General features: G+C 60.7%; 19 protein-coding genes, 2 rRNA genes and 1 riboswitch. Of the genes, 13 read left to right on the forward strand and 8 right to left on the reverse strand.

Annotation, left to right across the window (positions count from 1 at the left end; all coding sequences use genetic code 11):
- The first annotated feature begins 13 nt into the window (after window positions 1-13).
- The 6 genes from ACT5M9_RS15825 (at window position 14) to ACT5M9_RS15850 (ending at window position 8,798) form a co-directional block, all read left to right on the forward strand.
- Window positions 14-2,902: ribosomal RNA gene (locus ACT5M9_RS15825) — 23S ribosomal RNA — on the forward strand.
- A gap of 122 nt (window positions 2,903-3,024) precedes the next feature.
- Window positions 3,025-3,139, forward strand: a 5S ribosomal RNA gene (rrf, locus tag ACT5M9_RS15830).
- A 565-nt stretch (window positions 3,140-3,704) separates the two neighbouring features.
- On the forward strand, window positions 3,705-4,154 hold the full coding sequence (locus ACT5M9_RS15835) for an early set domain-containing protein (protein ID WP_457980526.1): 450 nt from the start codon (window positions 3,705-3,707) through the stop codon (window positions 4,152-4,154).
- Window positions 4,155-4,364: 210 nt separating this feature from the next.
- The gene (locus ACT5M9_RS15840) at window positions 4,365-6,512 is read left to right on the forward strand and encodes an adenosylcobalamin-dependent ribonucleoside-diphosphate reductase (RefSeq protein ID WP_457980525.1); all 2,148 of its coding nucleotides are present in this window, start codon (window positions 4,365-4,367) and stop codon (window positions 6,510-6,512) included.
- A gap of 9 nt (window positions 6,513-6,521) precedes the next feature.
- The gene (locus ACT5M9_RS15845; RefSeq protein WP_100860768.1) at window positions 6,522-7,205 is read left to right on the forward strand and encodes a TSCPD domain-containing protein; all 684 of its coding nucleotides are present in this window, start codon (window positions 6,522-6,524) and stop codon (window positions 7,203-7,205) included.
- 222 nt (window positions 7,206-7,427) lie between these two features.
- Window positions 7,428-8,798 (forward strand): PhoH family protein, encoded by a 1,371-nt coding sequence (locus tag ACT5M9_RS15850; protein ID WP_457980523.1) that lies wholly within the window; start codon window positions 7,428-7,430, stop codon window positions 8,796-8,798.
- A gap of 69 nt (window positions 8,799-8,867) precedes the next feature.
- Here the strand turns inward: ACT5M9_RS15850 and thiQ are convergent, their stop codons facing one another.
- The 3 genes from thiQ to thiB all read right to left on the reverse strand — a co-directional run bounded on the left by thiQ (window position 8,868) and on the right by thiB (window position 12,243).
- A complete protein-coding gene (gene thiQ, locus ACT5M9_RS15855; RefSeq protein ID WP_457980521.1) occupies window positions 8,868-9,575 on the reverse strand; it encodes a thiamine ABC transporter ATP-binding protein in 708 nt (235 codons plus the stop codon).
- Between the two features lie 71 nt (window positions 9,576-9,646).
- Window positions 9,647-11,266: a thiamine/thiamine pyrophosphate ABC transporter permease gene (thiP, locus tag ACT5M9_RS15860; RefSeq protein ID WP_457980628.1), complete on the reverse strand. Its 1,620-nt coding sequence runs from the start codon at window positions 11,264-11,266 to the stop codon at window positions 9,647-9,649.
- Window positions 11,263-12,243, reverse strand: a complete 981-nt coding sequence (thiB, locus tag ACT5M9_RS15865) for a thiamine ABC transporter substrate binding subunit (RefSeq protein WP_457980519.1) — start codon at window positions 12,241-12,243, stop codon at window positions 11,263-11,265. The genes thiP and thiB overlap by 4 nt, the downstream gene beginning before the upstream one ends.
- 53 nt (window positions 12,244-12,296) lie before the next feature.
- Window positions 12,297-12,387: riboswitch (TPP riboswitch) on the reverse strand.
- 91 nt (window positions 12,388-12,478) lie between these two features.
- On the opposite strand from thiB, the gene ACT5M9_RS15870 reads away from it, so the two are divergent.
- Window positions 12,479-12,769 carry a PilZ domain-containing protein gene (locus ACT5M9_RS15870; RefSeq protein ID WP_457980517.1) on the forward strand — a complete coding sequence of 97 codons (291 nt, stop codon included), beginning with the start codon at window positions 12,479-12,481 and terminating at the stop codon, window positions 12,767-12,769.
- Between the two features lie 170 nt (window positions 12,770-12,939).
- Here the strand turns inward: ACT5M9_RS15870 and ACT5M9_RS15875 are convergent, their stop codons facing one another.
- From ACT5M9_RS15875 to leuA, 5 genes are all read right to left on the reverse strand, one after another.
- Window positions 12,940-13,869 (reverse strand): transglutaminase-like domain-containing protein, encoded by a 930-nt coding sequence (locus ACT5M9_RS15875; protein WP_457980515.1) that lies wholly within the window; start codon window positions 13,867-13,869, stop codon window positions 12,940-12,942.
- An 87-nt stretch (window positions 13,870-13,956) separates the two neighbouring features.
- Window positions 13,957-14,556: a 3-isopropylmalate dehydratase small subunit gene (leuD, locus tag ACT5M9_RS15880; RefSeq protein ID WP_457980513.1), complete on the reverse strand. Its 600-nt coding sequence runs from the start codon at window positions 14,554-14,556 to the stop codon at window positions 13,957-13,959.
- Window positions 14,557-14,572: 16 nt separating this feature from the next.
- Entirely contained in the window at window positions 14,573-15,970 is a 1,398-nt protein-coding gene (gene leuC / locus ACT5M9_RS15885; RefSeq protein ID WP_457980511.1) for a 3-isopropylmalate dehydratase large subunit, read from the reverse strand.
- 28 nt (window positions 15,971-15,998) lie between these two features.
- Window positions 15,999-17,084 carry a 3-isopropylmalate dehydrogenase gene (gene leuB, locus ACT5M9_RS15890; protein ID WP_457980509.1) on the reverse strand — a complete coding sequence of 362 codons (1,086 nt, stop codon included), beginning with the start codon at window positions 17,082-17,084 and terminating at the stop codon, window positions 15,999-16,001.
- Window positions 17,085-17,175: 91 nt separating this feature from the next.
- Window positions 17,176-18,738, reverse strand: a complete 1,563-nt coding sequence (gene leuA / locus ACT5M9_RS15895; RefSeq protein WP_457980508.1) for a 2-isopropylmalate synthase — start codon at window positions 18,736-18,738, stop codon at window positions 17,176-17,178.
- Window positions 18,739-19,144: 406 nt separating this feature from the next.
- Here leuA and ACT5M9_RS15900 point away from each other — a divergent pair, with 406 nt between their 5' ends.
- The 6 genes from ACT5M9_RS15900 to ilvN all read left to right on the forward strand — a co-directional run bounded on the left by ACT5M9_RS15900 (window position 19,145) and on the right by ilvN (window position 24,406).
- Window positions 19,145-19,768, forward strand: a complete 624-nt coding sequence (locus ACT5M9_RS15900) for a TetR/AcrR family transcriptional regulator (protein WP_434665844.1) — start codon at window positions 19,145-19,147, stop codon at window positions 19,766-19,768.
- Window positions 19,769-19,913: 145 nt separating this feature from the next.
- Entirely contained in the window at window positions 19,914-20,417 is a 504-nt protein-coding gene (locus ACT5M9_RS15905) for a phosphatase PAP2 family protein (protein ID WP_457980505.1), read from the forward strand.
- On the forward strand, window positions 20,414-21,523 hold the full coding sequence (locus ACT5M9_RS15910) for an MJ1255/VC2487 family glycosyltransferase (RefSeq protein WP_457980503.1): 1,110 nt from the start codon (window positions 20,414-20,416) through the stop codon (window positions 21,521-21,523). The genes ACT5M9_RS15905 and ACT5M9_RS15910 overlap by 4 nt, the downstream gene beginning before the upstream one ends.
- Before the next feature lie 35 nt (window positions 21,524-21,558).
- Entirely contained in the window at window positions 21,559-21,711 is a 153-nt protein-coding gene (locus ACT5M9_RS15915) for a hypothetical protein (RefSeq protein WP_100858117.1), read from the forward strand.
- Window positions 21,712-22,101: 390 nt separating this feature from the next.
- Window positions 22,102-23,820 (forward strand): acetolactate synthase 3 large subunit, encoded by a 1,719-nt coding sequence (locus ACT5M9_RS15920; RefSeq protein WP_438550465.1) that lies wholly within the window; start codon window positions 22,102-22,104, stop codon window positions 23,818-23,820.
- 91 nt (window positions 23,821-23,911) lie between these two features.
- On the forward strand, window positions 23,912-24,406 hold the full coding sequence (gene ilvN / locus ACT5M9_RS15925; RefSeq protein ID WP_349921137.1) for an acetolactate synthase small subunit: 495 nt from the start codon (window positions 23,912-23,914) through the stop codon (window positions 24,404-24,406).
- Window positions 24,407-24,513: the final 107 nt, after the last annotated feature.

Here is a 24,513-nt window from a genome sequence, read left to right on the forward strand (position 1 = left end):
CTTGGGGTTGTATGGTTAAGTGACTAAGCGTACATGGTGGATGCCTTGGCAGTCAGAGGCGATGAAGGACGTACTAACCTGCGATAAGCTGTGAGCAGTCGGTAAGAGACATTACGACTCACAGATTTCCGAATGGGGAAACCCACCTAGCATAAGCTAGGTATCGTTACATGAATACATAGTGTAGCGAGGCGAACCGGGAGAACTGAAACATCTAAGTACCCCGAGGAAAAGAAATCAACCGAGATTCCCTCAGTAGCGGCGAGCGAACGGGGATTAGCCCTTAAGCATCTTGGAAGTTAGTGGAACGGTCCTGGAAAGGCCGGCGATACAGGGTGATAGCCCCGTACACGAAAACAACCTTGATGTGAAATCGAGTAGGGCGGGACACGTGACATCCTGTCTGAATATGGGGGGACCATCCTCCAAGGCTAAATACTCCTGACTGACCGATAGTGAACCAGTACCGTGAGGGAAAGGCGAAAAGAACCCCTGTGAGGGGAGTGAAATAGAACCTGAAACCGTGTACGTACAAGCAGTGGGAGCCCTTCGGGGTGACTGCGTACCTTTTGTATAATGGGTCAGCGACTTACATTTTGTAGCGAGGTTAACCGTATAGGGGAGCCGTAGGGAAACCGAGTCTTAACTGGGCGTCTAGTTGCAAGGTGTAGACCCGAAACCGGGTGATCTAGCCATGGGCAGGTTGAAGGTTGAGTAACATCAACTGGAGGACCGAACCCACTAACGTTGCAAAGTTAGGGGATGACCTGTGGCTGGGGGTGAAAGGCCAATCAAACTCGGAGATAGCTGGTTCTCCCCGAAAGCTATTTAGGTAGCGCCTCGGACGAATACTACTGGGGGTAGAGCACTGTTTGGGCTAGGGGGTCATCCCGACTTACCAACCCCATGCAAACTCCGAATACCAGTAAGTAATATCCGGGAGACACACGGCGGGTGCTAACGTCCGTCGTGAAGAGGGAAACAACCCAGACCGCCGGCTAAGGTCCCAAAGTTCTGGTTAAGTGGGAAACGATGTGGGAAGGCTCAGACAGCTAGGATGTTGGCTTAGAAGCAGCCATCATTTAAAGAAAGCGTAATAGCTCACTAGTCGAGTCGGCCTGCGCGGAAGATGTAACGGGGCTCAAACCAGGCACCGAAGCCGCGGATTCACGCTAAGCGTGAGTGGTAGGGGAGCGTTCTGTAAGTCTGCGAAGGTGTGTCGAGAGGCATGCTGGAGATATCAGAAGTGCGAATGCTGACGTAAGTAACGATAAAGGGGGTGAAAAGCCTCCTCGCCGGAAGACCAAGGGTTCCTGTCCAACGTTAATCGGGGCAGGGTGAGTCGACCCCTAAGGCGAGGCCGAAAGGCGTAGTCGATGGGAAGCAGGTTAATATTCCTGCACGACTTGTAATTGCGATGGGGGGACGGAGAAGGCTAGGTGGGCCAGGCGACGGTTGTCCTGGTGAAAGTGCGTAGGTGGTGTTTCTAGGCAAATCCGGAGACACAACACTGAGACACGAGACGAACGCACTACGGTGCGGAAGCCATTGATGCCCTGCTTCCAGGAAAAGCCTCTAAGCTTCAGATTACAAGTCATCGTACCCCAAACCGACACAGGTGGTCGGGTAGAGAATACCAAGGCGCTTGAGAGAACTCGGGTGAAGGAACTAGGCAAAATAGAACCGTAACTTCGGGAGAAGGTTCGCTCTTGATGGTGAAGTCCCTTGCGGATGGAGCTGTCGGGAGTCGCAGTGACCAGATGGCTGGGACTGTTTATCAAAAACACAGCACTCTGCAAACACGAAAGTGGACGTATAGGGTGTGACACCTGCCCGGTGCCGGAAGGTTAATTGATGGGGTTAGCGCAAGCGAAGCTCTTGATCGAAGCCCCGGTAAACGGCGGCCGTAACTATAACGGTCCTAAGGTAGCGAAATTCCTTGTCGGGTAAGTTCCGACCTGCACGAATGGTGTAACCATGGCCATGCTGTCTCCACCCGAGACTCAGTGAAATCGAATTCGCCGTGAAGATGCGGTGTACCCGCGGCTAGACGGAAAGACCCCGTGAACCTTTACTACAGCTTGGCACTGAACATTGAACCTACATGTGTAGGATAGGTGGGAGGCTTTGAAGCGATGACGCCAGTTGTCGTGGAGCCGTCCTTGAAATACCACCCTTGTATGTTTGATGTTCTAACGCAGGGCCCTGAATCGGGCTCGCGGACAGTGCCTGGTGGGTAGTTTGACTGGGGCGGTCTCCTCCCAAAGAGTAACGGAGGAGCACGAAGGTTGGCTAATCCTGGTCGGACATCAGGAGGTTAGTGCAATGGCATAAGCCAGCTTAACTGCGAGACGGACAGGTCGAGCAGGTACGAAAGTAGGTCATAGTGATCCGGTGGTTCTGAATGGAAGGGCCATCGCTCAACGGATAAAAGGTACTCCGGGGATAACAGGCTGATACCGCCCAAGAGTTCATATCGACGGCGGTGTTTGGCACCTCGATGTCGGCTCATCACATCCTGGGGCTGAAGTCGGTCCCAAGGGTATGGCTGTTCGCCATTTAAAGTGGTACGCGAGCTGGGTTCAGAACGTCGTGAGACAGTTCGGTCCCTATCTGCCGTGGGCGTTGGATGATTGAAGGGAGTTGCTCCTAGTACGAGAGGACCGGAGTGAACGAACCTCTGGTGTTCGGGTTGTCACGCCAGTGGCACTGCCCGGTAGCTAAGTTCGGAATCGATAACCGCTGAAAGCATCTAAGCGGGAAGCGAGCCCTGAGATGAGTCATCCCTGACCCCTTGAGGGTCCTAAAGGGCCGTTGGAGACCACAACGTTGATAGGTGGGGTGTGTAAGCGCGGCGACGTGTTGAGCTAACCCATACTAATTACCCGTGAGGCTTAACCATACAACACCCAAGAAGTGTTCTGAGACTTGTAACAAACCCCAAGAACTACTCAAAAATTCAGTGATAACGACAAGCCACGAGCAACATCGTTATTCACGTCAGCTTTCTGGATTAAGAATTTGCCTGGCGGCCATAGCGCCGTGGAACCACCTGATCCCATGCCGAACTCAGAAGTGAAACGCGGTAGCGCCGATGGTAGTGTGGCATTCGCCATGCGAGAGTAGGACACTGCCAGGCACCCAATTGAAGAAGCCCGCTCAGATGAGCGGGTTTTTTTATTGCCTGAAATTCAGGACTTTGCAGACACACCATCCATTAAGAATTCTCTTATCAGCCGGCTGAGTCGTACAGCTCGAACCATCCAGTCAAACTCACTGCTTTCTACCCCTCTGATTGCCTATCTCCTTGATCTTCTCCGCTCCAAACTACCGGATCACTGGGCTGACCCACTTCTACTGTCTGCATAGAGGGCGGCTATGCCCTGCACTGATCATCATGATTGCTCAAAATGGGTGTGGCCAATCAGGTTATCAGCGTTATCTAAAACCGGCGTGGTCAGGTAGGTAATCACTCTTGCTCGAAGTAGGCACGCACAGGTAGATGCTACCAAATCCCTCTGACTCGGAGTCCTTCTCTTGACCACCGCATTCCGCCGCTAGTCATTTCTCCGTTCATCCTTGTTTTGCATATAAAAAGTACAGAATGTGATACCCCTACCTTTCTTGCCTGGCCCGCTCTGCTTTAATGCCTCTGCCCACATTCGATTGGGCCAAGGAAACACAATAATCTGAGGAATGGACACATGTTCAAGAGAACAGTAACGATGATGCTGGCGGCGGGAACCCTGGTATTAGGCGGTTGCGCATCTAGTGGTGGCGCTGAACAAGGGGCGGACAACAGCGATTTTGGCGGCAAGTCCATCTACCTGCGTGGGGAGATGAACGACTGGATAGCCAACGATGAGACCAAGGTGGTCAAGGTGGCCGACAAGCTGTACATGGCCAAGGGCACTCTCAAGAAGGAGTGGGCCCCCTACAAGTTCAAGTTCGGTGACTCCGGCTGGAGCTGCGGTACCAACTTCGGCTACAAGAGCCCGAGCGATGGCGTGGCCGTGCTGGGCGGTGAGCCGGTGCCGGTCAACCCCTGCTCCAAGTACGAGGACATGAAGTTCTCGCCGGAGACGGATGGGGTGTATGAGTTCTATCTGAACCTGGCTGGTGAGACCCCGACCGTCTACGTCAAGAAGCCCTGATCCTGCTCCCCGGGGAGCCCATCCCCGGGCGCTGAAACGGTGACATGCCCTGGCCCAGAGACCTGCTGGCCGGGGCATTTTTTTGGGCAGGCACTATGCTTCATCATAGGGTGGATACTATATATAGTGTTTTAGTATTTCACATTCACCTATTGGTTGTGTTTTGATCCCTGTCATGACGCTGATGCACTCACATAAGGTGGCTTGAAAATGGCTAAATCCAATCCGGTGCTGGAGACAGATCCCGGCACCGATCTCATTCCCCTGCAGGAAACCTCCCTCGAGATCTGGGACAGCAAATATCGCCTCAAGCGCAAGGATGGGGCTCCCATCGACGGTTCGGTTGACGAGACCTACCAACGGGTGGCCCGCGCTCTGGCCGCGCAGGAGTTGGAGCCGGATGCCTGGTATGAGCCCTTCCTGTGGGCGCTGCGCAACGGGGCCATCCCGGCGGGGCGCATCACCTCCAATGCGGGGGCCTTCGAGCACAAGCCCGCCACCTCGACCATCAACTGCACCGTTTCCGGTACTATCGAAGATTCCATGGACGACATCCTCGGCAAGGTGCACGAGGCGGGGTTGACCCTGAAGGCGGGTTGCGGCATCGGCTATGACTTCTCTACCCTGCGTCCCCGTGGTGCCTTCGTCTCCGGCGCCGGTGCCTACACCTCCGGGCCGCTCTCCTTCATGGATATCTACGACAAGATGTGTTTCACCGTCTCGTCCGCCGGCGGTCGCCGCGGTGCCCAGATGGGGACCATGGATATCCGCCACCCGGACGTCGTCGAGTTCATTCAGGCCAAGCGTGAAGATGGTCGCCTGCGCCAGTTCAACCTCTCCCTGCTCATCACCGAGGAGTTCGTCAAGGCGGTGAAGGAGGATGCCCCCTGGACGCTCATCTTCCCCTACACGGCGAAGGAGGTGGAGCAGGACGGGATCGCGCTGGACGACCCAGAGCTGGTGATCTGGGCCGACTGGCCGAACAAGGAGGGGGTGGTCATCAACGCCCTGGGCCAGGTGGCCTGCAAGCGCTACAAGACGCTCCCTGCCCAGAAGCTGTGGAACGTCATCATGAGTTCCACCTATGACTATGCAGAGCCCGGTTTCATCCTGATCGACAAGGTCAACCAGATGAACAACAACTGGTTCTGTGAAGAGATCCGCGCCACCAACCCTTGCGGTGAGCAGCCGTTGCCCCCCTATGGCGCCTGCCTGCTGGGCTCGGTCAACCTGACCAAGTTTGTACGCCATCCCTTCACTGAGCAGGCGAGCTTTGACTGGCAGGCATTTCGCAAGGTGGTGGCCATCTTCACCCGCATGCTGGACAACGTGGTGGAGATCAACCAGCTGCCTTTGCCCAGGCAGCGCGAAGAGATCATCAACAAGCGTCGCCACGGCATGGGCTTCCTCGGGCTCGGCTCGACCCTCACCATGCTGCGGATAAAATATGGCTCCGCCACCTCGGTTGCCTTCACCGAGGAGGTCTCACAGGAGCTGGCCATGACCGGCTGGCGCGAGTCTTTGGCCCTGGCTAGGGAGAAAGGGCCGGCTCCCATCATGGAGCAGGAGTTCGAGGTGACCGGCAAGATGTTGCGCCTGCGCCCCGAGATGGCCGCCGATGGCATCAAGATCGGCGACAAGGTGAAGGGGCGGGTGCTGCACGCCCGTTACAGCCGCTACATGCAGCAGGTGGCGGAAGTGGATCCCGCCCTGGTGGCGGAGCTGGCCGAAGTGGGGGGCCGTTTTACTCACCACAGCAGCATAGCGCCGACCGGTACCATCTCCCTGTCGCTGGCCAACAACGCCAGCAACGGCATAGAGCCGAGCTTCGCTCATCACTACAGCCGCAACGTCATCAAGCCAGGCAAGAAGAGCAAGGAGAGCGTGGACGTCTACTCCTTCGAGCTGATGGCCTACCGCGCGCTGGTCAACCCGGCTGCCATGCCCTATGGGGAGGAGGAGGTGACCCGGCTGCCGGACTACTTCATCACAGCCGATGACATCAGCCCGACCGAGCACGTGGACATCCAGGCCGCGGCCCAGCGCTGGATAGATTCGTCCATCTCCAAGACCGCGAACATCCCCACCGACTTCCCGTTCGAGCGCTTCAAGGATATCTACCTCTATGCCTCGGACTCCGGCCTCAAGGGCTGCACCACCTTCCGCTTCAACCCCGAGGCCTTCCAGGGGGTGCTGGTGAAGGAGAAGGATCTGGAGAACACCAGTTACGAGTTCACCTTGGAGGATGGCTCCGTCATCACGGCCAGGGGCAACGAAGAGATCGAATACGATGGGGAGCTGCACACCGCCGCCAACCTCTACGACGCCTTGAAAGAAGGCTATTACGGTAAATTCTGAGGACGACACATGGTCAAGAAGATCGACAGGAAAATCGTCGCTTACAAGGTGCAAACCCGGGACGAGCCGCAAGAAGCGCCGGCGCCGCAGGATGACGTGGTGCAGATGCACGAGACTGTACTGCGTCCGGAGCGGCTGATGGGCACCACCTACAAGCTGAAGACGCCGGAGCATGTCTCCGAGCATTCGCTGTTCATCACCATCAACGACATCATTCTCAACGAGGGCACTGTGCACGAGAGTCGCCGCCCGTTCGAGATCTTCATCAACTCCAAGAGCCTGGAGCACTACCAGTGGATAGTGGCGCTGACCCGCATCATCTCGGCTGTGTTTCGCAAGGGCGGGGATGTCACCTTCCTGGTGGAGGAGCTGAGATCCGTGTTCGATCCCAAGGGGGGTTACTGGAACAAGGGCAAGTATGTTCCCTCCCTGATTGCCGAGATTGGCAACGTGATCGAGACCCATCTCACCGAGATCGGCATGCTCAAGGCTCCCGGGCTGGATGAGCATCAGCAGGCCTTCCTGGCCGAGAAGAAGGCCCAGTTGCAGAGCGAGCAGGAGGAAGCAGCGCAATCTGCTGGCAGCGGATTCCCCGCCAATGCGGCGCTCTGCTACAAGTGCCACACCAAGGCGCTTGTGCTGAAAGATGGTTGCATGACCTGCCTGAATTGCGGTGATTCCAAGTGTGGCTAACGGGGGCGGTTGAGGGTGTAAGGTAGTGCAAAAGACCGGCCAGCGTGCCGGTCTTTTTATCGGCTATTTTTTGTTCGCTCGAATGGGGGAGTCAAAGGGATGTGTTGCGCACTGGTTAAATCGGGCGTAGCGTTGGGAGGTAATAAAACTGTCACGGCCGTGTGGTTTCAATGACATCTGAGATTCACACGCGTGGCACCTTCAGTGCCAAGGAGGATGCTTATGGACAATGCTGACCGAAAGCTGTTTATCCTGGATACCAACGTTCTGCTTCACGAACCCCTCGCCATCTACTCCTTCAAAGAGCACGACGTGCTCATCCCCATGACGGTGCTGGAAGAGCTCGACAACATCAAGGATCGCCAGAAAGACGTGAGCCGGGATGCGCGGGTCGCCATCCGTGCGCTGGAAGACGTGTTTCGTGAGTCCACCCCGGAGCAGATAGTGCAGGGGGTGCCCCTGGCCGGTGAGGCGAGCGGTCATATCAGCATCTTCAGCGATCACCATCTGCCCCAGGATGCCGAGGTATTCACCGACAAGGAGGCGGACAACCGCATCATCAATGCCGCCCTCTACCTGCAAAAGCATGAGATGAAGCGCCAGGTGGTGCTGGTGACCAAAGACATCAACATGCGCCTCAAGGCCAAGGGGGCCGGCCTCGCCCACGTCGAGGATTATCGCAGTGACCAGCTGATCGACGACATCCGCCTGCTGGCCAAGGGCTTCCAGGTTGTGCCCGGCAGCTTCTGGGAGCGGGTCGGCGAGTGCGACAGCGAGACCCACGGCCGGGATACCGTCCATGTGATCGACTCGAACCTGCTGGAGGGGGTCCACGTCAACCAGTACCTGCTGGACGAGGAGAACTTCTTTGCAGCGAGGGTGCTGAGCCACGATGGCAACAAGATCCGCCTGAAAGATCTGGGCCGGGAGCGACTGATGTCCCGCAAGGCCTGGGGTGTGCATCCCAAGAACATCTATCAGGGCATGGCCCTGGATGCCCTGCTGGATCCGCACATCGATCTGGTGATCCTGACCGGCCCGGCGGGTTGCGGCAAGACCCTGCTGGCCATGGCGGCGGCGCTGGAGCTGGTGATCGAGAAGGGGATCTACGAGAAGGTGATCGTCACCCGCAACACCCCGGAGATCGCCGAGAGCATCGGCTTCCTGCCCGGCACCGAAGAAGAGAAGATGATGCCTTGGCTGGCGGCGGTGACCGACACCCTGGAGGTGCTGCACAAACAGGACGAGAACATGAGCGGGTCCCTCAGCTACATCATGGAGAAGGCCAACATCCAGTTCAAATCCGTCAACTTCATGCGCGGGCGCAGCATCCAGAACACCTTCGTGCTGCTGGACGAGTGCCAGAACCTGACCGCGTCCCAGATCAAGACCATCATCACCCGCTGCGGCGAGGGCACCAAGATCGTCTGCTCCGGCAACCTGGCTCAGATTGACTCCAACTACCTGAGCCCGGTGACCTCGGGCCTGACCTATATCGTCGAGCGCTTCAAGGACTTCGACGGCAGTGCCAACATCTTCCTGAACGGGGTAGTGCGCAGCAAGCTCGCCTCCTTCGCCGAGGAAAACCTCTGATTTAACTGAATATTTCCATATAAAAAAGGGAGGCCATTGGCCTCCCTTTTTTGATTCCGCGATCCCGCTTCAGGACGTGTGCGAGTGCCCCAGGTAGCGCTGCAGGCCCGGGTGATCGCTGTTTTGCAAAATGTCCGGTGTGCCCTGCAGGGCGATGCGCCCCTCGTCCACGAACAGCACCCGATCGGCGATGAGCTGGGCGTCTTCCGGGTTATGAGACACCATCAGCACGGTAATGCCCTGCTCGCAGGCGAGCCGCGCGACCTCCGCCAGCATCTCCCGGCGCAGGGCGGGATCCAGCGCCGAGAAGGGCTCATCCAGCAGCAGCAGCGGCTTGCCGCGTACCAGGGCACGGGCCAGGCCGACCCGCTGCTGCTGACCACCGGAGAGCTGCTCCGGCAGCCGATCCTGCATGTCACCGAGCCCGACCCGGGTCGCCGCCTCCTGCACCTGAGCGCGTTGGGCCGGGCTCAGGCGCAGGCCCGGGTGCAGGCCGATGGCGATGTTGTCGAACACCGAGAGGTGCAGGAAGAGGTTGTGATCCTGGAACAGGGTGGTGACAGGGCGCTCGGCGGGGCCGAGCGGTAATAGATCTATGCCATCGAAGCTGAGGTGGCCGGATTCCACCGGCACGAAGCCCGCTATCATGCCGAGCAGGGTCGATTTGCCGGCGCCGCTTGGACCGATCAGCGCCGTAATTTCCCCCTTGGGCAGGGAGGCGTTGAAGCTGACGCGCCAATCCGGGTAACTGGTTGCCAGATCATCAATTAACAGCATCTTTGACTCCTGTGATATGGCTGGGTGCGCAGACCGCATGTAAAACCGTGCCATGGCAGCAAACTCGACTATCACACATCCAGATTTTTCCCCCCCAGACCCCGCTCCACCAGCCAGAACAGGGAGAAACAGAGGGTGAGCAGCAGCAGGGCGGTAGCCGCCGCCTCGGTCAGCCGGTAGCTGCCGAGCTGCTGATAGAGCAGCCAGGGCAAAGTGGTGAGGACCTGGCTGCCGAACATGGCGATGGCGCCGAGATCCCCCAAAGACAAGATCATGGAGAGCGCCATGGCCAGCGCCAGGGGGCGGCGCAGCAGGGGCCACTCCACCAGCCGCAGCCGTTGCAGGCCGCGCACTCCCAGGCTGTCCGCCAGCCTGTCGTACTGGCGCACCACCAGCTGCATGGGGGCAGAAAGGGTGCGCAGCACATAGGGCAGCGCCATCAGGGCGTTGACCAGCACCACCAGCCAGGGGCCGAGGGCGAAGACGTCGGTGAAGGGCATAAACAGGATGAAGAGGCCCGTGCTTAGCACCACGGCCGGGATCATCAGGATCATGGAGCCGCTGGCCTCCCACAGGGCCGCCGCTCGCCGCTTGCGATCTCGCACCCTCAGGTGGCGGCTGGTGAGCAGCAGGCTGGCGCCGAGCAGGGTGGCCAGGCTCCCCGCCGCCAGCGCGATGCCGAGGGACTGCGCCCCCGCCTGCCACAGCTGGGATGATCCCAATGCCGTCAGCAGGCCGGGGTTGAAGCCCGCGACGACTATGGCCAGCAGCGGCGGTAGGAAGATGGCTAGGCCGAGGATGAGGGCGGCCATGTCCATCAGCCGGGTGCCCGGCTGCTGCCTGTCCGGGCGCAGACAGGGGCGGCGGCTGCTGAGGCGGCTGGACGGGCTGGTCTGCAACTTGTGCTGCAGCAGCAACAGGCCTGCGGTCAGCAGCAGTTGCACCAGGGCCAGGCCGCCGGCGGTGGCGAGATCGAAGTCAAAGCGCAGGGCCTGATAGACGGCCACCTCCAAGGTGGTGGACTTGGGGCCGCCGCCGAGTGCCAGCACAGTGGTGAAGCTGGTGAAGCAGAGCATGAAGATGAGGCTCGCCAATCCCGGCAGCAGGCCACGTATGATGGGCCACTCCAGCAGCCGGAAGATGTGGGAGGAGCGCATGCCGAGCTGGCTGGCGAGGCGCCAGGAGGACTCGGGGATGCTCTCTATGCCTTGTAATATCAGGCGCGCCGCCAGCGGCATGTTGAAGAAGACGTGAGCCAGGAGGATGCCGAACAGGCCATACAGGTAGTTGCCGGGATCCAGCCCCAGGCTGCGCAGCAGCTGCGGCAGCCAGCCCTGGGAGCCGTGTACCGCGACGATACCGAAGATGGCGATGATGACCGGCAACACCAGGGAGAGGCCGAACAACTTGAGCAGCAGCCGGCGGCCACGAAAACGGCGCCGCGCCAGGGCTCGCGCCACCGGAATGGCCAGCCCCAGACTCAACAAGGTGGAGAGCAGGGCCTGCCCCAGGCTGAAGCCCAGCACGTGGCGCAGGTAGGGATCCGCCAGCAGGCTGCTCGGCAGCGTACCCGCCTGCCACAAGAGGGCTGCGAGGGGGCCCAGGGAGAGCAGCAGGATAACGGCGGTGGCTGCGCTACCCGGCAGCCACCAGAGAGGACGAGACTGGGGTTTCACGAAGTGATGACTCACTGGGTGACGGCTTGCAGCCACTCCCGGATCCAGCCCTTGCGATTGGCAGCCGCCTCGTCAGAGGTGAAGCTGAGCGGCTTGGCGACTGTGATCATCTGCTCGAAGCCCTTGGGCAGTGGGGTGTCGATCACAGGGTACATCCAGTTGCCCCCCGGGATCGCCTGCTGGAAGGCGGGGCTGACCATGAACTGCAGGAACTGGTCGGCGAGCTTGCCTTGCGTCGCGCTCGCCAGCTTGGCGGCCACCTCCACCTGACGATAGTGACCCTCCTCGAAGGCGGCGGCTTGGTACTGGGCCTTGTTCTCGGCGATCAGGTGATAGGCCGGGGAGGTGGTGTAGGAGAGCACCATGTCCGCCTCGCCATCGAGGAACATGCCATAGGCCTCGGACCAGCCCTTGGTGACGGTGACCGTTTTCTTGGCAAGCTGGGCCCAAGCGGCGGGGGCCTGGTCGCCATAGACGGACTTCATCCACAGCATCAGCCCCTGACCCGGGGTGGAGGTGCGGGGATCCTGGTAGATCACCTTGAGATCCGGGCGCTCCACCAGCTCCTTCAGACTCTTGGGCGGAGTCTTGAGTTTGTCCTTGTTGTAGACGAAGGCGAAGTAGCCGTAGTCATAGGGAACGAAGGTGTCGTCCTGCCAGCCACCCGGCACCTTGAGGGCGGACAGATCCGTATGATGGGGGGCGAACAGGCCGCTCTGCTTGGCCTCGCTCACCAGGGCGTCGTCCAGCCCCAGCACCATGTCGGCCTTGCTGTGTTTGCCTTCCAGTCGCAGCCGGTTGAGGATGGCGACCCCGTCTTCCAGTGCCACCAGCTTGAGGGTGCAGCCGCACTCCTTCTCGAAGGCCTGCTTGATCTTGGGGCCCGGACCCCATTCGCTGGCGAAGGAGCCGTAGGTGTAGACGGTGAGGGTATCGGCGGCGAAGGCCTGGGCACTGAGCAGGCTGGTGGCGACCAGCAGTAGGGTTTTCATCGATGGCACTCCCTGTGGGTTGCGAGCTGCCAGCGGATGAGGGCGCAAAAAACGAGCGCCATGCCTCAAATTCCTCCGCCAGCATTATCTGGATCAGGTTCACGGGTATAATCTCAGCGGTAAACCGCACCCCGTTTGAGAAACGATTCGCATTGTATTGACCTTCTCCGGGGGAGGCCAGCACTATGTTCAGCGGGCCGCATCCTGCGCGCCCAACCCATGGAGGAAGCCCCGAGTGATCACCAGCACCAAGGAAAGACGCGCCTTTCAACGCATGGTCATCAATGCCCCCGTCACCCTGTATCAGCAGCATAGGGTGCTGGAAGGGGTCTGCCGGGATCTCAGCGCCAACGGCATGGGGGTCGAGATAAACCAGCATGACTTCGATGTCGCTCAACCCCTCAGGGTGAGCCTGGCCACCAGCAGCAACCTGCTGCCCCCCTTCGAGGCCCAGGCCCGCATAGTGCGGGTGCTGGAGGAGGAGAAGGGCCTGCTGCTGGCGCTGGAGTTCCTGCCCCAAGCCTGATCCGGCGACATATTCCCCTGCTTCTTAATCGGCCGGCATCTGCTGGCCGATGTTTTTTGATGGCAGGCAGCATAGCTTGCGGCTGTAGTGCCCCCATCTTTCCATGTCCGGCCCATCTGATGGCGATGGATGGGCCGATCTACGCCTCATCCATGCAGCTTTGCCACGACTTATTGGCTGGCCAGCACGGGTTGCACGCTGAGCTGCCTGCTGTCGACCAGGGTCCTGCTGGTGGGGGCCAGCTGGCCCATGGGGAGCTGGGCCGGACCGGTCGGCTCCATCAGCAGATAGGTCTGCCCTTCCCAATTCAGCACGGCATCCCCCGATCTGGCGGGCAGGGCGACGCCGAGCAAGGCGTGACCAGGCACAAACACCATGGCCTGGGGGAGTTCCGGAAAGAGCTGGGCCAGCATGGCCGCCATCAGGGTCACCTTGCTGTCGCAGTCCCCGGCATTCTGCTCCAGCACCTGGCGCGGGGTCAGGAACCCCTTGCCGGCCCGGCCGGACTGGCTGTCCAGCAGGCGGTAGGGGATGGCCTGCACGAAGTCGAGCATGAAGGCCACCGTCTGCTGGCGCGCCTCCACCTCTGTGGTGCCCTGCCGCTTGAGCTGATCCGCGAGCGGCGCCAGCTCGGCCCGGCTCTCCAGGGCGATACGCACGTGATCCTGCTTGATGGCGGGCACCCCATCGTATGGGGTAAAGCGCTGGAAGTAGTGCTGCTTGAGCCACTCGGCTTCCAGTTTCGCCTGCTCGGGTTTGACCCAGGCCTGGGCCTCCCTCGCCTTGTCGGCGTTGCGGCTCTTGATGTTGAGGGCGCGCTCGGGGCGGGAGAGGGAGAACTGCACCTCGGGGAAGTCGATGACGGCCTGTTGCAACAGCTGCTGCAGCATATCCTCCTGCATCCTCTCCGGGCGATAGGCGATGAGGGGCGGCAACTGGCCCGCCTCCAGCCGGTAGCTGAGCTGCCGGGCCTTGCCCTCCCCGTCCTGCCAGCCGACGTTGAGCTGACCGCCGTTGCTGTGAAAATAGCTCTGCCCGGCAGAGGCCGGCAGGGCGAACAGCAGGGCGCAGAGCAGGGGCAGGGAGCTTGCCTTGGTCATCATCTTCTCCAAGTTTGTCGACCGGGAAATAAAACAGGGAGCCTGGGCTCCCTGTGGATTCTACTCGTTTTATTGCCGTCGGGTCGTTTAGATCCAGCCGGGCTGCTTCGCCTCGAAGGCGCCGATGGCCGCCTCGTGTTGCAGGGTCAGGCCGATGGCATCCAGCCCGTTGAGCAGGCAGTAGCGGCGGAACTCGTCGATCTCGAAACCGAAGCTGAGCTTGCCTGCGCGCACCTGGTTCGCCTCCAGATCCACCTCGATCTGCTGGCCAGTGTTGGCGCTGACCAGCAAGAACAGGGCCTCCACCTCTTCGTCCTTCAAACGTACCGGCACCAGACCGTTGTTGATGGCGTTGCCGTAGAAGATATCGGCGAAGCTCGGGGCGATGATGGTCTTGAAGCCGTAATCCGCCAGCGCCCAGGGGGCGTGCTCACGGCTCGACCCGCAGCCGAAGTTCTCCCGCGCCAGCAAGATGCTGGCCCCCGCGTAGCGCGGCTGGTTCAGCACGAACTCCGGGTTCGGCTGCTGGCCCGCATCATCCAGGAAGCGCCAGTCGTGGAACAGGTGCTTGCCAAAGCCGATGCGGTTCACCTTCTGCAGGAACTGCTTGGGAATGATGGCGTCGGTGTCGACGTTGACGCTGTCGAGGGGGACGGCGATCCCTTTATGTTGCTTGAAGCCTGTCATCTCGTTCTCCTCGTAATTACAGCGCACGAATATCGGCAAAGTGACCGGTGACGGCGGCGGCGGCGGCCATGGCCGGGCTCACCAGATGGGTGCGACCGGCACGGCCCTGACGACCCTCGAAGTTGCGGTTGCTGGTGGAGGCGCAGCGCTCCCCCGGTTGCAGCCGGTCGTTGTTCATGGCCAGGCACATGGAGCAGCCGGGCAGACGCCATTCAAAGCCCGCCTCGATGAAGATCTTGTCCAGCCCCTCGGCCTCGGCCTGGGCCTTCACCTGCTCGGAACCCGGTACCACCAGAGCCTGAACCCCGGCGGCGACCTTGCGGCCACGGGCGATGGCGGCGGCGGCGCGCAGGTCCTCGATGCGGCTGTTGGTACAAGAGCCGATGAATACCTTGTCGATGGCGACGTCGCTGAGTTTCTGGCCCGGTTGCAGATCCATGTAGGCCAGGGCCTTGCGGGCGGACTGCTGCTCCATCAGATCGGCGAAGGAGTCTGGATCCGGGATGGGATCGTTCACGGCGATCACCTGGCCCGGGTTGGTGCCCCAGGTGACCTGAGGGGCGATGTCGGCGGCGTCGAGCACCACTTCGGCGTCGAAGGTCGCGCCCTCGTCACTCTTGAGGGTCTGCCAGTAGGCGATAGCCTGCGCCAGTGCCTCACCCTCGGGGGCGAACACCTTGCCGCGGATGTAGTCGATGGTGGTCTGGTCGGGGGCTATCATGCCCGCCTTGGCGCCGAGCTCGATGGCCATGTTGCACACCGTCATGCGCCCTTCCATGGAGAGGCTGGCGATGGCATCCCCTGCGAACTCCACCACGTAGCCGGTGCCGCCGGCGTGACCGACCTTGCCTATGATGGCGAGCACCACGTCTTTCGCGCTGATGCCGTCGGCCAGCTTGCCGTTGACGCTGATGCGCATGGTCTTGGCGCGGCCCTGTTTCAGGGTCTGGGTGGCCATCACGTGTTCCACTTCCGAGGTGCCGATGCCGAACGCCAGCGACCCGAAGGCGCCGTGGGTGGCGGTGTGGGAGTCGCCGCAGACGATGGTGGTGCCGGGCAAGGTGATGCCGAGCTCTGGGCCCATCACGTGGACTATGCCCTGATACTGGTGGTTCAGGTCGTAGAGGCGAACCCCGAACTCCTTGCAGTTGGCGGCCAGCGTCTCCATCTGGATGCGGGCCATCTCGCCGGAGGCGGCGATGTCCTTGGTGGTGGTGGAGACGTTGTGATCCATGGTGGCCCAGGTGAGATCCGGGCGGCGCAGCTGGCGGTTCATGGCGCGCAGGCCGTCGAACGCCTGCGGGCTGGTCACTTCGTGCACCAGGTGGCGATCGATGTAGATGAGGGGGGTCTCCCCCTCCACTTCACGGACCACGTGGGCGTCGAACACTTTCTGATAGAGGGTCTTTGACATTGCTCTCTTCCTTAATTCTTGGATGTCTTCAGATGCGCGCGGCTATCTGATCGCCCATGGCGGCGGTGCTCTGCACCGGGTGCTGGGCACTCGCCTGATGCAGATCGGCGGTGAAGTAACCCTCGGCCAGGGTCTGGGCCACGGCCTGCTCGATGGCCTTGGCGGCGTCCTCTTGACCTAAGCTGTAGCGCAGCATCAGGGCGGCGGAGAGGATCTGGGCGATGGGGTTCGCAATGCCCTTGCCGGCGATGTCCGGCGCCGAGCCACCGGCTGGTTCGAACAGGCCGAAGCCGGATTCGTTCAGGCTGGCGGAGGGCAGCAGCCCCATGGAGCCGGTGATCATGGCGCACTCGTCGGAGAGGATGTCGCCGAATAGGTTGGAGCAGAGCAGCACGTCGAACTGGGACGGATCCTTGATGAGCTGCATGGTGGCGTTGTCGATGTACATGTGGTTGAGGGCTACGTCCGGGTAGGACTTGGCGACCTGGGTCACCACCTCGCGCCACAGGATGGAGGAGGCGAGCACGTTGGCCTTGTCGATGGAGGTGACCTTGGCCTTGCGCACCCGGGCGGATTCGAACGCTATCTTGGCGATGCGCTCGATCTCATAGCGGTGATAGACCTCGGTGTCGAATGCCTTCTCGGTCGGGCCTTCCCCCTCGCGCCCCTTGGGCTGGCCGAAGTAGATGCCGCCGGTCAGCTCCCGCACGCAGGCGATGTCGAAGCCCCGATCCGAGATGTCGGCACGCAGGGGGGAGAACTGCTCGAGGCCGGTGTAGATGCGGGCCGGGCGCAGGTTGCAGAACAGCTTGAAGTGGGCGCGCAAAGGCAGCAGGGCGCCGCGCTCCGGCTGATCGTTCGGTGGCAGATGCTCCCACTTGGGGCCGCCCACCGAGCCAAACAGCACCGCATCGGCCGCTTCGCAGCCCGCTATGGTGCTCTGGGGCAAAGGGGTACCATGGTTGTCGATGGCGATGCCGCCCACGTCGTGGCGGTCGTAGTCGAGGGAGAAACCAAACTTGGCCTGCACCTTTTCCAGCACCTTGACGGCCTCGGCCATCACTTCCGGGCCAATGCCGTCACCCGGCAATACTGCGATCCGATAACTGCTCATACTGTCTCCGTCCTGATGTTGTGTGTGAGCTCCAGCGGCTCAGTCTTTTTCCGTGTCGATATTCCGGGGTTCCATCCGTTCAGCGCTCTGCTCAGACGGTTTCCGTTTTGATGCTGTTCTTCTGTCCCATCTGCTCGGCCACCATGTCGGCGCGCCAGATGCTGTTGATCACGTGGACCAGGGCCTGGGCCGAGGATTCGATGATGTCGGTGGCGAGCCCCATGCCGTGGAACTTGCGACCCTTGTACTCGGCGACTATGTCCACTTGGCCGAGGGCGTTCTTGCCTTCCCCCTTGCCCTTGAGTTCGTACTTGTCGATGCGGATCTCATAGCCCGTGATGCGGTTGATGCACTGGTAGACCGCATCCACGGGGCCATTGCCGGTGGCGGCCTCGCTGATGATCTCCTGCCCCACCTTCAGTTTCACCGAGGCGGTGGCCAGCACCGAGCTGCCGCTCTGCACCCCGAGGTATTCCAGCTTGAAGTGCTCGGGCTCTTCGTGGATCTGACTGAAGAAGGCGAGCGCCTCGAGATCGTAATCGAACACCTGACCCTTCTTGTCCGCCAGGGTCAGGAATTTCTCGTAGAGGTTGTCCAGGTCATAGCTGCTCTCGGCGTAGCCCATGGACTCCATGCGGTGCTTGATGACGTGGCGGCCGGAGCGGGAGGTCATGTTCAGGCTGTTCTGGGTGAGGCCAATGCTCTCCGGGGTGATGATCTCGTAGGTGTTCTTGGCCTTGAGCACGCCGTCCTGGTGGATGCCGGAGCTGTGGGAGAAGGCATTGGCACCGACGATGGCCTTGTTCGGCTGTACCGGCATATTGCAGATCTGGCTCACCAAGGTGCTGGTGCGGTGGATCTCGTTGTGGCGAATGTTGGTGTGCACCCCCAGCAGGTCGGCGCGGGTCTTCAGGATCATTGCCACCTCTTCCAGGGAGCAGTTGCCCGCCCGCTCACCGATGCCGTTGATGGTGCACTCGATCTGGCGGGCCCCCATCTGCACGGCGCCGATAGAGTTCGCCACCGACAGGCCGAGATCGTCGTGGCAATGCACCGAGATGATGGCCTGATCGATATTCGGCACCCGGTTGAACAGGGTCTGGATGATGCCGGAGAACTCGGTCGGCACCGTGTAGCCGACGGTGTCCGGGATGTTGATGGTGCGGGCGCCGGCCTTGATGGAGGCTTCCACCATGCGGCAGAGGTTATCGATGGGGGTGCGGCCGGCGTCCTCGCAGGAGAACTCCACGTCGTCCGTGTAGCGGCGGGCATGCTTGACCGCGCCGATACCCATCTCCAGCACGTCCTCGAAGCTCTTCTTCAGCTTGCTCTCGACGTGGATGGAGGAGGTGGAGATAAAGGTATGGATGCGGAAGGCTTCGGCGACTTTCAAGGCCTCGCCGGCGGCGTCTATGTCCTTGGGCAGGGCGCGGGCCAGGGCGCAGACCCGGCTGTTCTTGATGTGGCGGGCTATGGTCTGCACCGAGAGGAAGTCGCCGGGGGAGGAGACGGGGAAGCCCACTTCCATGACGTCGACGCCGAGGCGCTCCAGCGCCTGGGCAACCTGCAGCTTCTCCTTGACCGTCAGGCTGGCCGACAGGGCCTGCTCACCATCACGCAAGGTGGTATCGAATATGATGACGCGATCTGACATGTGACTTCCCTCTTCCTAAGTTCGGTGCGTGCATCCCGCGTGGCATAAAAAAACCCGTGCGGGGTGCACGGGTTTTTGTAAATTCCGGCTATGCCTTAGCCCGGCTACAAGGATCCCGCGCGACGAGTCGCGATTAGGGAAAGCAGTAGTAGCTGAGCGGCAAAATGCATGATGACTCAATCCTTCCAGTCGATAACGCTTCTACCAATATCGAGATTTTTATGCTGTGTCAACTCGAACCCACAGGTTCAATTCACTGGGTTATTTAATCGGATTGTAAAGGAGTGCAAATTTCCTTGTCCCATATTCGGTCCATGCCTGATTATCTGGTCATTCCTGCTGTACTCGATCATCCACACGATTCAGATCGACTTATCAGCCTTCGCTGAATTATCTGAGGTATCCCATGGAAAAACGCAGACCTGGCCGTCCGGTTGGACGCTCCGACATTCGTGACAAGCTGCTTGCCGCTGCCCGTGAGCGTTTTCTCAACACTCCCTACAGCAAGGTGACGACCCGCGAGATCGCCGAGCTGGCCGGTTCCAATCTGGCGATGATCCACTACTACTTCGGCAGCAAAGAGGGCCTCTACAAGGCCGTGCTGGGAGATGTGGCGGAGCCGCTGGATCAGGCCTGGCACGACGAGACCAGCAGCCGCAGTCTCAACGATCTGCTCAACACCTACTATCAGGTGATGGCGCCGAACAGCGAGCTGACTTCCGCCATCTCCAGCGCCTTGTCCACCGAAAAGAGTCCGGGACGGGATTTTGTGCTGAGCCGTCTGCTGGAACGCCAGCTGCCCCAGTTCGACGCCCTGCTGGAATCCATGAAGTCCAATGGTCAGCTCGGTGACAACCTGGATCCCGAGATGCTGAAGATCTCCTTCCTCAGCATGATGTGGCAGCCCTTCGTGATGAAGGATCTCTACGAGCAGGTGTTCGGCCTGACCGTGGACGAGCGTTTCATGAGCCGACTGGCCGCCCACAACTGCCAGCTGATGGAAAACGGGCTGCGCGGCGCCCTGAACTGATCGCCGTCGGTTGCACATGAATCACTAAAAAGGGCCGTTCGGCCCTTTTTTCATCGCGTTTTTCACAAATCTGTTATCTGCCCTTCAACGAACTGTCATTGCGCCGCCCTAGCCTGTCTTGAAGACACAAGGGAAAGGGGGCGTGATGAACAAGATCCAGCAATGGGACCTGCAGGTGTGCCGTGTCTGTCTGCTCCATCCCTACAACCGCTCGCAAGCCAGGATCAGTCGGCTCATCTCCCGTACCGGTGACGGCCCGCTCTACGCCGTGCTGGCGGCCCTGCTCTGGTGGCAGGGGGAGGTCGAGCGCGAGGCGGTGCTCATGGCACTGCTGGCGTTTGCCCTCGAACTGCCGCTCTATCTGCTGCTCAAGAATGCCCTGAGGCGCCAGCGCCCGGTGGGGCTGCCGGTCTTCATCACCCCGTCCGATCGCTACAGCCTGCCCTCCGGCCATACCGCCGCCGCCTTCCTGATGGCGACCGTGCTGGCCGTGAGTTTCCCGCTCTGGGCCCCCTTGCTGTTCACCTGGGCCATCCTGGTGGGGGCCTCCCGCCTGCTGCTCGGGGTGCATTATCTCAGCGATCTGGTGGCCGGCGCCCTGCTCGGCAGTGGCTGCGCACTCTGGGCCCTTAACTGGAGTCAGACATGAAGATACTGTTCGGGGTACAGGGGACCGGCAACGGTCACATCAGTCGCAGCCGCACCCTGGCCCGCGCCTTGGCCACCCGCGGCATCGAGGTCGATTACCTGTTCAGTGGCCGCCCTGTCGACGGCTACTTCGAGATGGCCGAGTTCGGGGACTATCGCACCTTCCCCGGCATCACCTTCGTCAGCCACGGGGGGCGCATCTCGGGCTGGCGTACCCTCAAGGGGCTCTCGCCACTGCGCTTCTGGCGGGACATGCGGGCGCTGGACTGCCGGGATTATGATCTGGTGATCAGCGACTTCGAGCCCCTCAGCGCCCATTCCGCCCGCCGCTGGGGCAAACCCAGCCTCACCATCAGCCATCAGGCAAGCTTCGAATGGGCCATCCCGCGCTGGGGGGAGAGCGGCTTCAACCGCCAGCTGATGAACCATTTCGCACCGGTCGGGCAGTCACTCGGGCTCCACTGGTTTCACTTCGGTCAGCCCCTGCTACCCCCCATCATAGATCCCATCCCGCTGGCTCAAGACAATCAGCAGATACTGGTGTATCTCCCCTTCGAGCTGACCGAGCAGATAGCCGCCTTGCTGTCGCGCTTCAACCAGCAGCGGTTCGTCTGCTTCCACCCGGCTATCCGTACTCCCAGCCAGTGGCGCAACATCCAGTTCGAACCCCAGGCGCGGGAGGGCTTCAAGCAGGCGCTGGCGGGCTGTCGTGGCGTCATCACCAACGCCGGTTTCGAGCTGGCGTCCGAGGCGCTCTCCCTTGGCAAGAAGTTGCTGGTAAAACCCCTTGGCGGTCAGTTCGAGCAGCTCACCAACGGCAAGACTCTGGAGCTGATGGGGCTGGCCCAGTTGATGGAGACGCTCGATGCCAACGGGGTGCGCAGCTGGCTGGAGGCGCCATCCCCCGGGGCCATCCGCTATCCGGATGTGGCGGGGGAGCTGGCAGACTGGCTGGCGGCGGGGGCCGGGGAGAGGATCGACTCTCTCTCCCGCAGGCTCTGGGCCCGCACCCTCTTCCCGGAGGAGGTGTGCGATCGGCTGAGCGAGCTGACCGTCGGCCCGGCGCTGCCCCGCCCCTGGTTATCGCAACTCAGTGCCTTTGACTAGACTGAGATGATCCCATCACGGAGAGGACGGACAACATGCGCTTTACCAATGAGAACGGCGATACCATGAATCTGGCGGACAATCTCACACTGCACGAACTGCTCGACATGGGGGTCAGTATCTCGGTGTGCGAGGAGACGGATCCGGATCAGCAGATCTGGCTGGTGGAGCCCGAACAGGACCAGTGAATCCGCGCCAAGTTGACAGGCCCACCCGCTGCGGTGGGCCATTTATTTCTGGATACCGCTTTGTTTTCAGCATGTTCCACTGCCTTTCTCCCCACCATCGTCGCTTTCTTCCCATCGCCATGGGCAAGTAACTGAATGTTAATGACTGTTTGAAATTTATGACTGGTGCGGCCAGACAAAGCCGTGGACAAGCGTTCACGGGCGGGTTAAGTTGTTTTTTCACCCTATTTTCGGGTGGATGATGGAAAAAACCGATTTTTCTACTATCGACGACTCCGTACTCGCCTGGCCCGTATTCAGACAACCATAAACACACGGACCGGCGTTGCCGGGAAGCAGCGGACTGTCGATAGCTTTCGCTTAACGGAGCAAAGCCTGGAGGGCTTTATCATGGAGATGTTATCAGGCGCCCAGATGGTGGTTAGAGCGCTGGAAGATCAGGGGGTTGAACACGTATTCGGCTACCCAGGTGGCTCAGTGCTCGACATCTACGACGCTCTCTTCGAAAACGGCAAGATGGAGCATGTCCTGGTGCGGCACGAGCAAGCCGCCGTGCATATGGCTGACGGTTACGCCCGTTCCACCGGCAAGGTGGGAACCGTGCTGGTGACCTCGGGGCCCGGTGCCACCAACTGCATTACCGGTATCGCCACCGCCTACATGGACTCGATCCCCCTGGTGATCCTGTCCGGCCAGGTACCGACCAGCATGATCGGGGAAGATGCCTTCCAGGAGACCGACATGATCGGCATCTCCCGTCCTGTGGTGAAGCACAGCTTCCTGTGCAAGAAGGCCAGCGAGATCCCGGAGGCCATCAAGAAGGCCTACTACATCGCCGCCAGTGGCCGCCCGGGGCCCGTGGTGGTGGATCTGCCCAAAGACGTGCAGAACCCGAAAGAGAAATTCCCCTACCAGTATCCGGAGTCCGTCTCCCTGCGCTCCTACAATCCGACCAAGGCCGGACACAAGGGCCAGATCAAGCGGGCCGCCAAGCTGCTGGTGGAGGCAAAGCGCCCCGTCATGTACGTGGGGGGCGGCGCCATCAACGCCAACGCGGATCACCTGGTGACCAAGCTGGCGGAGCTGCTGAACCTGCCGGTGACCACCACCCTGATGGGGCTGGGGGCCTTCCCCGGCACTCACCCACAGTTCATCGGCATGCTCGGCATGCACGGCACCTTCGAAGCGAACAAGACCATGCACAACGCGGATCTCATCTTCGCCGTGGGTGCCCGCTTCGACGACCGCGTCACCAACAACGTGGCCAAGTTCTGTCCCAACGCGACCGTCGTGCACATCGACATCGATCCCACCTCCATCTCCAAGACGGTGCAGGCCCATGTGCCCATCGTCGGCTCGGTGGAAACCGTGTTGGAGCAGATGCTGGAGGTGATCCGCGAGTGTGGCTTCGACAACGACAAGCAGGAGCTGGCCGAGTGGTGGGAGCAGATCGGCCAGTGGCGTTCCCGCCACTGTCTGGCCTACGAGACCTCTCCCAACCTGATCAAGCCCCAGCAGGTCATAGAGGCACTCTACAGGGTGACCAAGGGGGAGGCCTTCGTCGCCTCCGACGTGGGTCAGCACCAGATGTTTGCGGCCCTGTACTATCCCTTTGCCAAGCCGCGCCAGTGGATCAACTCCGGTGGTCTCGGCACCATGGGCTTCGGCATTCCGGCCGCCATGGGCGCCCAGTTCGCGAACCCGGACGCTGTGGTCTGCTGCGTGACCGGTGACGGCTCGGTGCAGATGAACATCCAGGAGCTCTCCACCTGCATGCAGTACGGGGTGCCCATCAAGATCATCTCCATCAACAACCGTGCCCTCGGCATGGTCAAGCAGTGGCAGAAGATGTTCTACGGCGGCCGCCACAGCCACTCCTACATGGAATCCCTGCCGGACTTCGTCAAGCTGGCGGAGGCCTATGGCCACGTCGGCATCGCGGTGAGCGATCCCGCCGAGTTGGAGAGTGCCATGGAGAAGGCGTTTGCCATGAAGGACAGGCTGGTGTTCATGGACATCTCGGTCGATCCGGACGAGCACGTCTATCCCATGCAGATAAAGTTCGGTGCCATGGATGAGATGTGGCTGAGCAAGACGGAGAGGACCTGACGATGGGACACATTATTTCGGTCGTACTCATGGAGCTCAAGTTTGGTTCCAACAACGATGAGATGTGGCTGAGCAAGACGGAGAGAACCTGATGAGACACATCATTTCAGTACTGCTGGAGAACGAGTCCGGCGCCCTGAGCCGTGTGGTGGGTCTCTTCTCCCAACGCGGCTACAACATCGAGACCCTGACGGTGGCCCCCACCGAGGATCCCACCCTGTCGCGCATGACCATCGTCACCATGGGGGACGAGCGGGTGCTTGAGCAGATCCAGAAGCAGCTGCACAAGCTGGTGGACGTGCTCAAGGTGTGCGACCTCAGTGAAGGGGAGCACATCGAGCGGGAGATCGCCCTGGTCAAGGCCCGCGCCGCCGGCGGGGGTCGTGACGAACTGAAACGGCTGGCGGATATCTTCCGTGGCCAGATCGTCGACGTCACCCCCGAGCTCTACACGGTGCAGCTGGTGGGCACCAGCGAGAAGCTGGACGCCTTCATCAAGACCGCGGCCCAGACCAACGAGATCGTCGAAGTGGTGCGCTCCGGTGTCTGCGGCATCTCCCGGGCGGACAAGTCATTGCGCCCCTGATAGTGCGGGGATTTAGATGGCTATTAAAAAGGGCTCTTCGGAGCCCTTTTGTCATGCTCACTCGGGAAGGGAGGGGGCTGACCGGAACTGTCATTTTCTTTCAAATG

It is taken from the genome of Aeromonas sp. AE23HZ002T15, assembly GCF_054165525.2.

Bases quoted from the DNA above. Each gene is read 5' to 3' on its own strand.
- ACT5M9_RS15835 (WP_457980526.1), top strand. From the start codon at position 3,705: ATGTTCAAGAGAACAGTAACGATGATGCTGGCGGCGGGAACCCTGGTA.
- ACT5M9_RS15840 (WP_457980525.1), top strand. From the start codon at position 4,365: ATGGCTAAATCCAATCCGGTGCTGGAGACAGATCCCGGCACCGATCTC.
- ACT5M9_RS15845 (WP_100860768.1), top strand. From the start codon at position 6,522: ATGGTCAAGAAGATCGACAGGAAAATCGTCGCTTACAAGGTGCAAACC.
- ACT5M9_RS15850 (WP_457980523.1), top strand. From the start codon at position 7,428: ATGGACAATGCTGACCGAAAGCTGTTTATCCTGGATACCAACGTTCTG.
- thiQ (WP_457980521.1), bottom strand. From the start codon at position 9,575: ATGCTGTTAATTGATGATCTGGCAACCAGTTACCCGGATTGGCGCGTC.
- thiB (WP_457980519.1), bottom strand. From the start codon at position 12,243: ATGAAAACCCTACTGCTGGTCGCCACCAGCCTGCTCAGTGCCCAGGCC.
- ACT5M9_RS15875 (WP_457980515.1), bottom strand. From the start codon at position 13,869: ATGACCAAGGCAAGCTCCCTGCCCCTGCTCTGCGCCCTGCTGTTCGCC.
- leuD (WP_457980513.1), bottom strand. From the start codon at position 14,556: ATGACAGGCTTCAAGCAACATAAAGGGATCGCCGTCCCCCTCGACAGC.
- leuC (WP_457980511.1), bottom strand. From the start codon at position 15,970: ATGTCAAAGACCCTCTATCAGAAAGTGTTCGACGCCCACGTGGTCCGT.
- leuB (WP_457980509.1), bottom strand. From the start codon at position 17,084: ATGAGCAGTTATCGGATCGCAGTATTGCCGGGTGACGGCATTGGCCCG.
- leuA (WP_457980508.1), bottom strand. From the start codon at position 18,738: ATGTCAGATCGCGTCATCATATTCGATACCACCTTGCGTGATGGTGAG.
- ACT5M9_RS15900 (WP_434665844.1), top strand. From the start codon at position 19,145: ATGGAAAAACGCAGACCTGGCCGTCCGGTTGGACGCTCCGACATTCGT.
- ACT5M9_RS15905 (WP_457980505.1), top strand. From the start codon at position 19,914: ATGAACAAGATCCAGCAATGGGACCTGCAGGTGTGCCGTGTCTGTCTG.
- ACT5M9_RS15910 (WP_457980503.1), top strand. From the start codon at position 20,414: ATGAAGATACTGTTCGGGGTACAGGGGACCGGCAACGGTCACATCAGT.
- ACT5M9_RS15915 (WP_100858117.1), top strand. From the start codon at position 21,559: ATGCGCTTTACCAATGAGAACGGCGATACCATGAATCTGGCGGACAAT.
- ACT5M9_RS15920 (WP_438550465.1), top strand. From the start codon at position 22,102: ATGGAGATGTTATCAGGCGCCCAGATGGTGGTTAGAGCGCTGGAAGAT.
- ilvN (WP_349921137.1), top strand. From the start codon at position 23,912: ATGAGACACATCATTTCAGTACTGCTGGAGAACGAGTCCGGCGCCCTG.